Annotated in this window: 9 protein-coding genes; all 9 read left to right on the top strand. The window is 46.2% G+C overall.

Going from position 1 to position 15,651, the window contains the following annotated elements:
- Positions 1 to 80: 80 nt before the first annotated feature.
- The 9 genes from IFU39_RS04205 (at position 81) to IFU39_RS04165 (ending at position 15,617) form a co-directional block, all read left to right on the top strand.
- Positions 81 to 1,733: an extracellular solute-binding protein gene (locus IFU39_RS04205; protein WP_206759546.1), complete on the top strand. Its 1,653-nt coding sequence runs from the start codon at positions 81 to 83 to the stop codon at positions 1,731 to 1,733.
- A gap of 74 nt (positions 1,734 to 1,807) precedes the next feature.
- The gene (locus IFU39_RS04200) at positions 1,808 to 3,646 is read left to right on the top strand and encodes a sensor histidine kinase (protein ID WP_192131388.1); all 1,839 of its coding nucleotides are present in this window, start codon (positions 1,808 to 1,810) and stop codon (positions 3,644 to 3,646) included.
- 3 nt (positions 3,647 to 3,649) lie between these two features.
- Positions 3,650 to 5,191 (top strand): response regulator, encoded by a 1,542-nt coding sequence (locus IFU39_RS04195; RefSeq protein WP_192131386.1) that lies wholly within the window; start codon positions 3,650 to 3,652, stop codon positions 5,189 to 5,191.
- Between the two features lie 153 nt (positions 5,192 to 5,344).
- Positions 5,345 to 7,393 (top strand): glycoside hydrolase family 16 protein, encoded by a 2,049-nt coding sequence (locus IFU39_RS04190; RefSeq protein ID WP_244660859.1) that lies wholly within the window; start codon positions 5,345 to 5,347, stop codon positions 7,391 to 7,393.
- A gap of 237 nt (positions 7,394 to 7,630) precedes the next feature.
- A complete protein-coding gene (locus IFU39_RS04185) occupies positions 7,631 to 8,044 on the top strand; it encodes a hypothetical protein (RefSeq protein ID WP_181155434.1) in 414 nt (137 codons plus the stop codon).
- 353 nt (positions 8,045 to 8,397) lie between these two features.
- The gene (locus IFU39_RS04180; RefSeq protein WP_192131384.1) at positions 8,398 to 8,967 is read left to right on the top strand and encodes a histidine phosphatase family protein; all 570 of its coding nucleotides are present in this window, start codon (positions 8,398 to 8,400) and stop codon (positions 8,965 to 8,967) included.
- Positions 8,968 to 9,447: 480 nt separating this feature from the next.
- Positions 9,448 to 11,502 (top strand): alpha-galactosidase, encoded by a 2,055-nt coding sequence (locus IFU39_RS04175; RefSeq protein ID WP_192131383.1) that lies wholly within the window; start codon positions 9,448 to 9,450, stop codon positions 11,500 to 11,502.
- 151 nt (positions 11,503 to 11,653) lie between these two features.
- Positions 11,654 to 13,984, top strand: a complete 2,331-nt coding sequence (locus IFU39_RS04170; protein WP_192131381.1) for a glycoside hydrolase family 95 protein — start codon at positions 11,654 to 11,656, stop codon at positions 13,982 to 13,984.
- A 100-nt stretch (positions 13,985 to 14,084) separates the two neighbouring features.
- The gene (locus IFU39_RS04165; protein WP_192131379.1) at positions 14,085 to 15,617 is read left to right on the top strand and encodes a response regulator; all 1,533 of its coding nucleotides are present in this window, start codon (positions 14,085 to 14,087) and stop codon (positions 15,615 to 15,617) included.
- Positions 15,618 to 15,651: the final 34 nt, after the last annotated feature.

Below are 15,651 nucleotides of genomic sequence, written 5' to 3'. Positions count from 1 at the left end.
GTTGTACCACCACTCGTATGAATGCTGGTGCAGATGGGGATTGGAGATGGCGAGTATAGAAAGGAGGCGCTTAGGTGTTCATGTTTCGAAGTTCTTTTATTTTAGCTTTGTTGATAATGTGTCTGATGTCAGGTTTGGCTGCTTGTTCTGAGTCAGAGCAAGCGGAAGATAAGGGTGCTTCGACAAAGGCTGACTTCACAGAAGAGATGCAGAGCCTCAATCTGAATCTGGATGAACCGTCATGGAAGCTGGATACCACCCCCGTGAATCTAACGTGGTTCGTTGGGGCCGAATGGTACGGGCACACTTGGGGTGAAAGCCTGACTTCCAAATATGTCACCCAAAAAACAGGGGTTAATATCGAATTTGAAGTACCTACTGGTGAACCAAGCGAGATGTTATCACGGATGTTAACGACCGGTAGTCTGCCGGATTTGATAACCATCGGCTCCTGGGAGAGTGCGGTTAAAAAACTTCGGGAGAGTAATCTCATCTATGCCCTGGATGAGCTAGCCAACCAGTATGATCCTTACTTTAACAAGGTAGCAGGTGATGGTGCTCTACAGTGGTATCGGCAGGAAGACGGGCATACCTATGTCATTCCTAATGATGCATACAGTCCCGAACAGATGCGTTCAACCGGCTTGACGGGAGCGAACCAAACCTTTCTCGTACGTAAAGATCTGTATGAATCGATGGGCAAACCGGACCTTAGCACGCCGAAAGGTTTTCTAAATGCACTACAGTTGCTAAAGAATCAATATTCAGTTTATAAAGGACAGCTGATAAGTCCGTTTTGGGCACAGGGGAATGCATCCTATGGGATGACCGAATATTTGCAAAATCTGCTTGCAATCCCCCATGAGCAGAACGGTAAAGTATACGACCGAATGACAGATCCCGATTATATCGAGTGGCTGAAAACATTTCGTACCGCTTACGAGCAGGGCCTGATTAATGTTGATTTTCTGGTCGACTCCAGTGCACAGGTGCAAGATAAAACCAACCATGCCCAATATTTTATGATGATTCGGGAATGGACAGACATATCGGACCTCAATTCGAAATTGGAAGTCCTTACGAATCAGAATTCAACCTATATTGCTGTAGATGGACCCCGGAGCAGCAGGGGAGAATCCGCCAAACTGTTCCCCGGCAGCATGGATGGCTGGATGGTTACGATGATTAGCAAATCCACGAAAAACCCTGAACGAGCCATCCGTTTTTTGACCTATCTGGCCAGCGAAGAAGGCCAAAGGGATCTATTTTTGGGCAAAGAAGGTGAAACTTGGGCGATGGAGAACGGCAAACCCCGGTTGACGGCGGCAATGGTCCAGTTGCATGACACGGATCGGGAGCGGCTGGAAAAGGAATATGGCATTATGGATACCTACTGGATGCTGCGAAACCCTGCTTTCGTTAACCCGTGGAGACCAGAGCATACTCCGTCCATTAAGCAAATGGAGGCGTTCGCTAACCAACACGCCGATCTGGACAGCGGCATCTATAAGGGACTCGATCCTGTAGGAGATTCCGATATAGCGTTAGCCTGGTCACGTATTTCTCAGAATTGGGAAGAAGTGCTGCCAGAACTGATTACAGCGAAGGATGAAGCTGCCTTTGACAAAATTTTTGAAAATTTTCTGATACGTCGTGTGAACTACGGCTTTAACCAGGTGATGGAATATCGCCAGGCTGAACTGGAGCTGCGAAAATCCAAGATAGCCAGATAACCATTCCCTAATACATCGTTATCTACGAGATAACTAGTAATATAGGGTATGACAAAGGTGGTGAATACATCAGAATGAAATACCTGCTGACGAGATTGAGGAAGCTTTATCGCAATGCCCGTATATCCCAAAAGCTGTTTCTGGCATTTAGCCTGATGATTGCGATACCTGTTATTTTGATATCCTTTGTGTATATCCGTATGCAAGAAAACCAGCTATATAAGGACGCTATGGCAACGGGCAACAGCCACGTTTCATGGCTGAATGAACAATTACGCAGAAGAATGGACATGATTGAGAACGTTTCCAATACAGCCCTCACTCAAAAGTCATTTGTGGATTTTATTCATTCCAATATGATTGTGGATGGACTGCGTCTGGTAAAGTTCAAGCAAAACCAGTATGAGCAAATGCTCAATATCATTCAAAGCAATGCGATGATCAGTGAGCTTAGCTTTTACGTCGATAACCCAAACTTGTATGAAATCTGGCCTGAAATCTATCATTACAAGAAATTTTCGCCGCAGGATTATTGGGTAAAGCTTCGAGATGAAGGTGGTGCGGCTTACCGCTTATTTTCTTTTAGGGATGGTGAGCACACCTTATCCTACTATCGTCTGGTTCGCCTTCAAGGGCAGGAGCAAAAACGCCCTAGCATTATGGAAGTGCGCGTTCCCCACAGCATGTTTTTCAGCGACCTGCTACAGGAGAACAAGGGGGACTTCTTTTCGGTGTTGATGAACGAAAGTAATCCTCCCCAGTATGTTTACAATCCCCAGCATGAGTTTTCTGAGAAGTACGGGCTGGGGCTGGAGGAGATCCTTGGCAGTATTCATCGCCAGCTGGATATATCGCCGCAGGAAAGCCCACTTCAGGTCAGGGTGGGAGATCAGAGTTACTATGTATTGTATCGATACATCGCTCCGTTGAACACTTATGTTGTCGATATTGCTTCCCATCAGGCATTGATGAAGGGACCGCGCAGTTGGTATGCATTTGTGGTAACGATTACATTATGTGTATTGCTGCTATTTATGCTACTCGTATCCCAAACGACGCGGCGTATTTTCCGGCGATTGGACAGCGTACTCGTTTCAATGCGTCAGGTACGGAAAGGCGAGTTGGATGCAATAATTGATACAGGCCTTGATGAGAACGAAAGAGGAGATGAAATCGATGAGGTGGCGGTGAATTACAATAAAATGTTACATGAGGTCAAACGTTTAATGACACAGGTCGTGGATAAGCAGTTAATTGCCAAAAACGCACAGTTACACTCCCTGCATTCGCAGATTAACTCCCATTTTTTATATAACGCCCTGGAATCGATCCGGATGGTGGCAGAGGTACAGAGGCAGCCTGCTATAGCCAATTCATTGGTGTCGTTGGGCTCGCAGCTGCGCTACAGCATGCAGTGGCGTAGTGATACCGTTGCTGTTCGTGAGGAGCTTGCCAATATCCAAAGTTATATTGAATTTATCAACTTCATGGAAGGCGGCAATATCGTTATGACGGCAGATCTTCCGCAGGAGATACTTCGCTACGCCATTCCCAAGATGTGTATGCAACCCATCGTTGAAAATGTTGTTCATCACGGGGCACCTTCAGGCGGTAGCGTATCTATAGAAATTACCTTTTCTGTGGAGAATGACAGTCTGCTATTCATTAACATAAGAGACGACGGAGAGGGGTTAGAGCCTGAGATGTTACACCGTCTTCAGGCAGTACTGCGAAGCGAATCGGATACGCCGATGGTTACTAGCAGAAGTGGACTTGGTTTGGAAAACGTGAATAAGCGGTTGCAGCTTCATTATGGCAAGAATTGCGGTCTTTGGATTGATAGTGTGCAAGGTGCATACACCTGTGTAACGATACGCTTGCCTTGGGAAAATGTAAATCTTGGAGGGTGGTAGAGCATGATTAATATCCTGATTGTGGACGATCAAAAACACATTCGTGACGGCCTGCAGGCCATGCTGCATCAATTTCCTCTGGAACTGAACAACATATATTGTGCCGCGAGCGGGATGGAGGCGCTGTGCCTATTGCGGCAGCATTGCATTCACATCGTTATTACCGATATCAGGATGCCGGATATGGATGGATTGGCACTCATGGCTCAAAGCAAAGAGGAATACATGGATGTGGAATACCTCATTATCAGCGGTTATAGTGATTTTACATATGCCCAAAAAGCGATCGGGCTTGGGGCAAAGGGCTACTTGCTAAAACCTTTGAAGCGAGAGGATCTGCAAAATTCCCTGGAGCATGTATGGCAAGAGATTCAGACACGGCAGGCACTTACGCATAATATGCAGCATGTATCCCGTCTCGCCCAAGAGACCGAGAGTAAAGAATTAAGAATGTTTATGCAAGGTGCGTTAAGTGATGACGCATGGATTCTTCAGATTGAGGAACAAAATGATGCATTATGGCGTAATTATCGCCTAGCCCTGCTGAGGGAAGAAGTTGGTATTAACCAGCCCGGAGCCAGCAGCACCCATAGTATGGAATCCATTGCTTATCGTGTGTTTGGCAGACAAGGTTGTATTTGCCTGCAACATCGCCCATACCTGATCCTTGCGGTGGATGCGTCCATAGATCCAAGTGTTTATCCTACAGCGCTAAAGGAAGGAAATATCAATGCCATAACGGCCATGACTAATCCGATTCAGGGATTAAAAGAACTACCAAACAGCTATAACCAAGTACTTGAGCTCTATCGCCACAGTTACTTGTTTCCTGATCAGTGCAGTATCTTCCCAGCACATATTGAGCACATGGAGCAGCAGTGGCAACTTCCCTATGAAGACTTGTATGGACTCTTCCAATCAGTTGGAACAGATAACAGTGGAATAATTACTCAGGGTATTTCTGCACTATTTCACAAAAAGGTGCTGCAACGCTATCCTATTCGCTATACCCAACAGCTCTGCGCCGCTACCGTTCAGATGATGGAGGAATACGAACGAGTTATCCGTCCTTATATGGGGGAAGACGAGCTGGACCTTGAATCATTGCGTAATCTCTTTGATTATCAAGGGATGCGTGATTATATACAAGCATTGCAACAGCAGCTGCTCCGGCTGAATCAGTTCTATTATGACTATAAATGCAGCTATCGCCATTCGCAGGATCTAAATGAAGCCATTCGTTATATACACGAGAGTTACCATAAACCGCTGGACCTTGCGATGGTATCTAATCATGTATCGCTTAATTATGCTTATTTTTCAAATCTGTTTAAGAAGAATATGGGTAAAGGTTTTGCTGAATACCTACGAGATGTGCGTCTGGATAAAGCACGGCGGCTTCTCGCCGAAACTGATCATAAAATTGTTGAGGTGGCTGCTATGGTTGGATATGAAAGCTACAAAAGCTTTACACGGGCGTTCCGACATGTGATGCAGATCCAACCCACAGAGTACCGACAGATGATGCGGCAGAAGGCAGATTGAATCAAAAGCCAAAAAAATGGGATACCACAAAAACAATTGTACCTTTTCAGCGAATTAACCTATTCGATAGAATAAAGATATCCCTTCATGTAAGCGATTTCCTTAATGCACATGGATTGGGAGAAGTTATTATTCTATTAAAGGAGGGCAATTATGAATCCATCTCACTTTAGGGAGAAACGGTTTATGAAAATGGTGCTCGGTATGTTGCTTGTGGTTGTGATGCTGACTAGTGTTGGCATACTGCCAGCTTCAAAGGTTCAGGCAGCGGGGACTACCGTAACCTCAATGGAGTACTTCTCACCCGCAGACGGGCCTGTTATTTCAAAATCAGGGGTTGGCAAGGCCAGCTACGGATTTGTTATGCCTAAGTTCAATGGGGGCTCCGCGACATGGAATGATGTTTACAGTGATGTAGGCGTTAATGTAAAAGTGGGCAACAACTGGGTTGATATCGACCAGGCAGGCGGTTATATCTATAACCAAAACTGGGGGCACTGGAACGATGGCGGCTTCAATGGCTATTGGTTCACCCTCTCCGCAACAACCGAGATTCAACTGTACTCCAAAGCGAATGGTGTTAAGCTGGAGTATCAACTTGTATTCCAAAACATCAACAAAACAACCATCACAGCGATGAATGCAACACAAGGTCCGCAGATCACAGCAGGTTTCACCGGCGGTGCAGGCTTTACATATCCAACGTTTAACAACAATCCTGCGGTCACTTATGAAGCTGTTGCGGATGATTTGAAGGTGTATGTCAAACCTGTAAACAGCAGCACCTGGATCGATATTGACAATAACGCAGCCAGCGGCTGGATCTACGATCAAAATTTTGGCCAGTTCACGGATGGCGGCGGTGGGTACTGGTTTAACGTAACGGAGTCGATCAATGTCAAATTGGAATCAAAGACTTCTTCGGTTAACCTTGTTTATACCATTACGTTTAATGAACCTACAAGAAATTCATATGTCATTACGCCATACGAAGGAACAACCTTCACAGCAGATGCGAATGGTTCCATTGGGGTTCCGCTTCCGAAAATTGATGGGGGGGCACCAATCGCCAAGGAACTGGGCAATTTTGTATACCAAATTAACATCAATGGACAATGGCTTGATATGAGTAACTCCAGCCAGAGCAAATTTGCATACTCCGGTAATGGGTACAACAATATGTCCGATGCCAACCAGTGGGGATACTGGGCCGATTACGTCTATGGCCTTTGGTTCCAGCCAATCCAGGAAAATATGCAGATTCGTATCGGCTATCCACTGAACGGTCAGGCGGGCGGAAATATTGGCAACAACTTCGTCAACTATACCTTTATCGGCAATCCCAATGCTCCGCGTCCGGATGTATCCGATCAAGAGGATATCTCCATCGGAACGCCAACCAACCCGGCTATCGCGGGCATGAACCTCATCTGGCAGGATGAGTTTAACGGAACTACGCTGGATACAAGTAAATGGAACTATGAAACAGGATATTATCTCAACAACGATCCCGGTACATGGGGGTGGGGTAATGCAGAGCTACAGCACTACACGAACAGCACCCAAAATGTATATGTACAGGACGGAAAGCTGAATATCAAAGCCATGAACGACAGCAAATCTTTCCCGCAAGACCCTAATCGATATGCACAGTATTCTTCTGGAAAGATTAACACCAAGGATAAACTGTCCTTGAAATACGGCAGAGTCGATTTTCGTGCCAAGCTTCCTACCGGTGATGGTGTATGGCCAGCACTGTGGATGCTTCCACAAGACTCGGTATACGGCACTTGGGCTGCATCAGGTGAAATTGATGTTATGGAAGCGAGAGGCCGTCTGCCTGGATCAGTAAGCGGTACCATACACTTTGGTGGACAATGGCCCGGGAACCAGTATTCGGGCGGCGATTATCACTTCCCGGCAGGGCAAACTATTGCCAACGATTATCATGTATACTCGGTAGTCTGGGAAGAGGACAACATTAAATGGTATGTAGACGGCAAGTTTTTCTATAAAGTCACTAACGAGCAGTGGTATTCCACAGCTGCACCGAATAATCCGAATGCACCTTTCGATGAGCCGTTCTACCTCATTATGAACCTGGCAGTCGGCGGAAACTTTGACGGCGGCCGTATCCCGAACGCCTCCGATATCCCGGCGACTATGCAAGTGGATTATGTACGCGTGTATAAAGAACAGTAATAAAACAGCTGTTTCCATAATTAAAAAAACCGTTGATCTGATTCAGATGATCAACGGTTTTTTATTGTTCATTAGTCTGCGCGAGCTTGAGCATATGGATTAATATGGTCAGAATGAGGACAGAGTACAGTTCTCTGTCCTGAATTGTAAAGTGATGTTGTAATGTCAAAGAATGAAGTTGATAATAATTATCATTCATGCTATTTTGTTCACCAGTAAATAAGGAGCGATCACAAGATGACTTCAAAAGATCGAACAAAACAGTTGCTTCATGACCAATTTATTCGTCTTTTGCATGTATATGAGAACCACAAGAATACAGAAATTGAGCATTTCCTAAGTATCGCCCAGCGAGAAAGCATCGAGAAAATCCCTCAGCATTTGAGTCTGGCGGAATTGATCAGGGAGCGCAGAAGCATTCGTAAATGTAACTCTACGCCGGTGGACCAGAAGTTAGTTGTTGATTACTACGTAAGGCTAATCGGCTTCAACCATTTGGTGAGGCTCGCTCGTGGGGTGTGGTATATGTCGGAACTTCAGAAGCACGCATACGGTTTGGTGGACTGCATGCTCGAACAGATGTCGCAGAGCAAGCTCGGCAAACTGATTCCTGTTCTTGGATCAAGAAGATATTTTTCAAGTCAGGTATAATTGTGGAACAAATATTATTATTGATGTTGGGTGGTATGGGAAGGAGTTTGCTGTGATGGTAATTAAAGATTATGATTGGGATAACCCACTGATGGAAAAACGATGTGTAGACTTGAATAAGTTACATGAATTCGTCCAGAAGTGCTCTGAATATGTAAGGAATACGATAGGCTGAAAATAGTTGACACTTAATAGAGTGAATACTGCATCTTAGAGAGATTAATAATTCCCAAGTGATCTCAGCTCCAATTAAAGTATTGAAATAAATACACAGAATCATGATACTTGGCAGCGAGTGTGGATGGACAAGATTAAAGCGACTTACATAAATACGTAGGAAAAGAGGGATATAAATGACTACGCTAGGATTGATACGACATGGAGTCACGGATTGGAACGATGAATATCGAACACAAGGCCATTCCGATATTCCGCTTAATGAGAGAGGTCGAAACCAAGCTGAACTATTGTCCAAAAGAATTGGCATGGAACATTGGGACTATATTTATTCTAGTGATTTGTCCAGAGCACTTGAAACAGCGGAAATCATCGGTAAGATCAAGAATATTGAAGTGAGAACAGACCCGCGCTTAAGAGAAATGAACTGTGGGCTTATAGAAGGAACGACAGAACAGGAACGCGTCAAACGGTGGGGATATGGATGGTCCAGACTAGATCTTGGTATCGAATCAAACGATGAGATTGTAAAAAGAGGAAAGCAGTGCCTTACCGACATATCATTAAGACACCCAGACCAGAATATATTAATTGTGAGTCACGGTGCATTCCTTGGAACGACTCTGAAGAGACTCGTACCCCATGTCGACATGACAGAAAGTCTCTTGAATACATCGATTACCCTGCTGAATACAGGGCAATCGCGATGGAACTGTTCGCTGTATAATTGCACTAAACATTTATAAATCTTTAGCTGTTATCGAAAACATCATAGGCCAAGCAATGCATCGTTAAAGATGAGCTCCTAGAAGAAGTCTCGAAAACAAGAATATGTTCCCAGTGCCGATTAGTTGATTAACTAAGTAAGGGCGATGGGTCTTTTTTTATAACTGAAATACTAAAAAGCTGATTTGTCGTCGCCAGAACCTACCTTGAGCGACGGGAAGACGAGAGCACGGGCTCGAGCCTGTTCTAGATCCGAATCTTCTTGGCGCACATCCTTCATTTCAGATCGACCGCAACTTCGTTGCCTCTTCCAGGGGCTGTGTGCAAAGAGGTGAAGATCAATTGTGATAACGCTTGAGTTGAGTTAAATCGCGTCATGTATCGGAAGATTGTTGCATGGAAACTACTCGATTCGGTCTTTATAATGAGGGCAGACTTGGGCAGGAGAGACATAACCGGCTCCGCTCAGGGCACAGCATGCAACAATAAGGAGGCACATAATGCTAACTAGCGATACAGCCGTACAAGTGCAGCAACAGGATAATAATCTTGTAAGCGTTACAAATGGGCACGTGAGCCTGGAGATTAATCTTGAAAATGGTGAAGTGTCATGCATCGGCAATCATTCTTCCCATGTGAAGGGCATTCGTAGTGCTTTTCGCTGGCAGGGCCGGGAATATAGCACGGATCATTATCAGAACCATGAGCTAACGACACAGGGAGATATTGTTCGAGAAGGTTTTGGAAAAGGCATCCGTTTGATTGTTCTGCATACAGCCTCGTTGCTGCCGCAACTGGAGCAGCATTTCTATATGTATGAATCCTCACCGTATGTACTGGTGCAGACCGCTGTAGCAGGTGATGAAGAGCTTAAGGCGAATCGCATGGCTGTCATCCAATCCAAAACCATATCCCTTGGCGGAGAATCCGGCCAAGATGAACCAAGCATTCTATGCGTTCCGTTTGATAATGATAAATGGGTCAGATATACGGTGGTCAAGCCGCCGCTTGATGTGGAAAGCTACGAAGCGACAGCCTTGTTCGCGCCCCAGAGCCGCCGGGGAATTGTGATGGGTTCACTTACGCATAAAGTATGGAAAACAGGGATTCGTATGCAAAGCGAAAAAAGTGGACAGCTTGAGGGACTTGATCTGTACGGTGGTGCCGTGAGTGAACTGACTCGCGATTCCCAGCCTCATGGTTATGTGAAGGGAAAAAGAGTGGAATCTCCCCTGGTATTCGTCGGGTTCTATGAAGACTACCGTGAAGGTCTTGAAGCTTACGGTCAGGCGAATACCTGGATTGAGGCTCAATTGCCTTGGGAGGGCGGTGTTCCGATCGGATGGAACAGCTGGTCTGCGGCCATGAGTGATCTGGACTATGATCTGTATACAGCGACCAGCGATTTTCTAAAAAATGAAGTACAGCCGCTTGGATTCGAGAATGAGAATACGTTATACATCAACTTTGATGCGTTCTGGGACAATTTTACGCCGGAAGAAATGAAGAGTGCGTTGGACCGGGTACGGCAAAACGGACATAGAGCAGGCACCTACTGGACCCCATTTGCCTTCTGGGGAGGGCCTGATCAGTTCGGTCAGACAGTCGAAGGAACGAACGGAAAATACACCTATGCTGATATCCTGCTGCGTGACGGTGAGGGCGAGATCCTGCCGGATGTAGACGGTGGTCTGGCTATTGACCCGACACATCCTGGAAACCTGCAAAGGATTGACTGGTTCACGGACAAATTCATCTCGGAAGGTTTCGAATATATCAAATTGGATTTCTTGGCGCATGGCGCACTGGAAGGGCAGCACCACAACCCGGATATTACAACAGGAATCGCGGCTTATCATTATGGCATGTCTTATTTGCAGCATAAGCTCTCACCAGACGTAATCGGACGACCGTTTTTCATTAACTTGTCCATCGCTCCATTATTTCCTTATGCTTTTGCCCACAGCCGCCGTATCTCCTGTGATGTCTTCGGTACACTTGCAGATACGGAATACCTGCTGAACTCATTGACACATGGCTGGTGGATGAGCAATACGCTCTATCGCTACAATGATCCTGATCATTCGGTGTTGTACAAGAGCTTCAACCAGGAAGCTACCGGCTGGCATGAAGGACGCAGTCGTCTGACCGCTTCAGTTATTGCCGGTACGGTGCTCTTGCTTGGGGATGACTTCCGCAAAGAGGAAGCAGCCGAACGAGCAAAAGAATGGCTTGGCAACAAGGATATTTTGAACGTTGCTCGTATGGGCAAAACCTTCCGTCCAGTTGAAGGTGATTATGGGAAGCTGTCTTCTGACGTGTTTGTCCTGGAATCGCCGGAAGAGAAGGGTTTCTTTCTTGCCGTCTTCAATTTTGATGCTGCACAGGCTGCGGAGAAATCCATCTCGCTGAAACGGGCAGGGCTAAACGCCAATGCCCTGTACAATGTGCAAGATCTGTGGGAAGGCTCACAAGGGGAAACGTCTGGAGAGCTCACGGTCTCACTGGAACCGGCGGAATCCAAAATCTTTAGATTGACTGTGAAGGGAAACTGACTGGGCGAGGTGACCATTCAAAGCCGTGATTCCATTTTAAAATAAAAACAAAGTCAAACGCGCGCTTATGTATCTCACAGATCGCGCGTTTGTCTATTTTGGGAACGAGTCTATTTCTAAAGATAATCATTATTGGACTGGAGGACATGATATGAACGATTTTACTTTATGGTATTCAACTCCTGCTACGGATTGGTCTCAAGGCCTGCCGCTGGGCAATGGTAGGATAGGAGCAGTAGTTATGGCGTCTTCGCATCGAGAGGTATGGAGTATGAGCGAGGTTACCTTCTGGTCGGGTCGGATTGAACAAGAACAGCCTTCCGAAGGAGGCAAGGCCGCACTGGAAGAGATGCGTAGCTATTTCTTCTCCGGCGATTATGACGAAGGAGATCGTCTTGCCAAACAACATTTGCAGCCAAAGAAGGGTAATTTCGGTACCCATCTTGGAATATGTGAAGTTGTTATTGATATGGAGAAGAAGAATTCGAATTCGGATGAAGGGGGAAATTTCCAACGTGAGCTGGATCTGACTCAAGCGCTTGTCGGAGCGTTCTGGAAGGATGACGACAGCATGATTCGACGTGAAGTTTTCGCTTCCAATGTCGATGATCTAGTGGTCTCCAGAGTCTGGAGCGAAGCTCCGGGTGGGGTAGCCTTTACACTCGGCTTACAGGCAGGCACGGAATCATTCAAGGTTGTAGCCTTAGATGACAATACGCTTGCATTCCAAGGACAGGCAACGGAAAATGTACATAGCGATGGGACTTGTGGCGTATGGTCCAAGGGTTTGGTCAAGTTGGTTATTTCCGGGGGAACCATCACAAGTAGAGATGGTCAATTGATCGTGACCGGAGCGGATGAGGCATGGATTTATTTTGTTGTCAGTACGGATTATCGCCATACTGATCAGGATTGGGAAACAGAGAGCGAGTCTACGCTGTTGAAGGCTTTAAATAAAGGTTATACCTCACTGAGGGAGGATCATATCCGCGATTACTGTGAGCAATTTGACAAGGTAGCTATTCAGCTCGGGGTCAAGGGGTTATCCGATCTCACTACAGATCAGCGTATTCGTTTGTTGGAACAGCGTGGTGGGGATGAAGATCCGCAGTTGTTCGCCTTGTTTTTTCAATATGGACGGTATCTGACCATTGCGGGTTCTCGCAAGAACTCTCCGCTGCCACTCCATCTCCAGGGAATCTGGAATGATGGTGAAGCGTGCCGGATGGGCTGGAGCTGTGACTATCACCTGGACGTGAATACCCAGATGAATTATTACCCCACAGAGATTGTGAATCTGGGAGAGAGCCATCTTCCGCTGTTGCGCTACGTTGAAGATCTGGCACTGGCAGGCAGAGAAACGGCACGTAACGTATATGGATGCGACGGATGGGTCGCTCATGTGTTCTCCAATGTATGGGGTTTTACGCTGCCTGGATGGGAGACCTCGTGGGGATTGAATGTTACAGGCGGATTATGGCTGGCTACACACCTGATTGAGCATTATGAGTACAGTCAGGATCGTGTTTTCCTTGAGAATGTGGCCTATCCCGTACTTAAAGAATCGGTGGCTTTCTATCTGGACTATATGTGTGAGCATCCTCGGAACGGTTGGCTGGTGACGGGTCCTTCGAATTCGCCGGAAAATCATTTCTATCCTGGTAATTCGAGAGAGGGGGCACAACAGCTGTCCATGGGAACGACAATGGACCAGATGCTGGTGCGCAGGCTCTTTGAGTTTTGTCTTCATTCAGTTGAACTTTTGAACAAAGACGAAGAACTCGGACGCAAGGTGGAAGAAGCAATTGGCAATCTTCCACCTCTACAGATCGGCAAGAAAGGCCAGTTACAGGAGTGGCTTGAGGATTATGAGGAGGCGCAGCCGGAGCATCGGCATTTGTCTCATATGTATGCGCTGTATCCGGACAGTCGGATTACACCTGACCATACACCGGAACTCAGTGCGGCAGTAAGGATAACGTTGGAGAACCGCATGGTCCAGGAAGAGTTGGAGGATGTTGAATTTACAGCTGCTTTGTTTGGACTGGGTTTTGCGAGATTGCATGATGGGGAGACGGCATATAAACACCTCTCACATTTGATTGGCGGCCTGTGCTTCGATAATCTGTTCACCTATTCCAAATCCGGAATTGCTGGAGCAGAGAGTAATATTTTTGTCGTTGATGGAAATTTCGGCGGTACAGCTGTCGTAGCGGAGATGCTGCTGCAAAGTTATGCGGGCGAGATTCACCTTCTCCCAGCGCTGCCACAGGCATGGAACACAGGCTCGATAACCGGGCTGAGAGCAAAAGGGAATGCCGAGGTTGACATCGTCTGGGAGAACGGACAGTTAATTTCTACGAACATTCAAACTTTCTCTGCAGGAACGTTCACTATTTGTTGGGGCAAACAAAGAACGATCCTTCATGCCGAAGCAGGCGAAATGTACTATTTCAATAGCGAGCTGGAGTTGGTAAAATAACGATCTATACTTGAAAATGACTTTCATTGATATGAACCATGGTCCCACGGGGGGAAAAACATATAATAGAGACATAAAGAGACAAAGGGAGGGGACATGGATGTACAGTATTTTTTTGGTAGACGATGAAGAGCTGGGACTCGAGATGATGAGGGATTATATCCGTTGGGAAGAGATGGGGATCTATATCATGGGAACGGCGAGTAACGGCAGGGAGGCCTTGGAGAAGATTGAGGCCACCCAGCCGGATATCGTTCTTACCGATGTTCAGATGCCGATCATGAACGGTATTGATCTGGCGAGAAAGATACATGAGAGCTACGACTCGATCCAGGTGATGTTTCTGACCGGACATGACGAATTTCAATATGTAAAATCGGCTATCAACGTAGGGGCCGTGGGGTATATGTTAAAACCTTTGGATATGAACGAAATTGAAAGCGTTATCAGTAAAGTTAAACAGCGTTGTGAAGAGGTTGCAATGAAGAACCGTTCCATGGAGGCGGCCAAAGCCAATATCCTGAAGGAGTTATCTTACGAAAAAAATGAGGCTCGTGCTAATGATCTTGCTTGTAGTTACAGCCGTCTAACCCGACAACCGGAGACCGACCGATATGCAATGGCCTTGTTCAGTATCGATCCCAAGGAGGCTGAAGAGGAACAGCAAAGTCTGGAGGAATGTACAGGTCGGCTGGTGGCTTTTCTCGACCATTTCTTCAAGGCAAAAAACATGAAAGCGATCTTTGTGGATTACAAGGAAGGAGAGACAGGTGTATTTATGGAAGCGGCACAGCAGCCGGGACATTATGCGTGGGAAGACTTGGCTGAGGCTATTCGTAGTGCACTGGATTTCACGGTGACGGCTGCCGTAGGCAGACAAGAGACCGCGTTATCCCATATTCACTGTCTGTACGAACAGACGCGAACCATCTTGAATGAGCGTTTCTATGAAGGTTCAGGCACAATTATTCATGGGGGGAAGCTTTCGAACCAGTTTTATACAGAACATATGCCCCCTTTTGAACAAAAGGAATGGTTTGAGGCCATTAACCGACTGGATTTTGAATGGGCGGCACAGAAGCTGCACGGGTATATTGAGGGATTGGCAACACTGAGAGTCAAGAAAAAAATCATCTGCGACTGGTCGATAGATCTCGTGAATGAGCTGCTGGAGCAGCTTCATAAACCTGTTCCGAAGCGGGCTGAGCTATATCATTCCATCTATAATGCACTGACTCTGCATGAGATCGAGGATCTGATTCTCGGTACTGCGGAAGATGCGGTGAGCATGCTGGGAGAGCGGTTTATGGACAAAAATGCAAAATTGATTCACAAGGTCCGTACCTTCATCGATCAGAATTACAATCAGCCGATTACCATCAACAGCCTGTCTGATCAGGTCTATTTGTCACCGAACTATTTGAGATCCATTTTCAAGGACAAAACAGGGATGACAATTCACGATTATCTGACACGCATCAGACTGGATAAAGCCAGGGAACTGCTGGCAGACGGCTCGCTCAAGATTCACGATATCGCGCAGACCGTGGGCTATGAGAGTACATCCTATTTTATTTCTCTATTCCTGAAGACACAGGGCGTAACACCCAACGAATACAGGAAAAGTATATGACGATAGAGGCTGTCTGGTAATGATGGTATTGATA

Source organism: Paenibacillus sp. CFBP 13594, assembly GCF_014842675.1.
GTDB classification, from domain to species: Bacteria; Bacillota; Bacilli; order Paenibacillales; family Paenibacillaceae; genus Paenibacillus; species Paenibacillus amylolyticus_B.
This window is presented reverse-complemented; position numbering and strand designations above follow the sequence as displayed.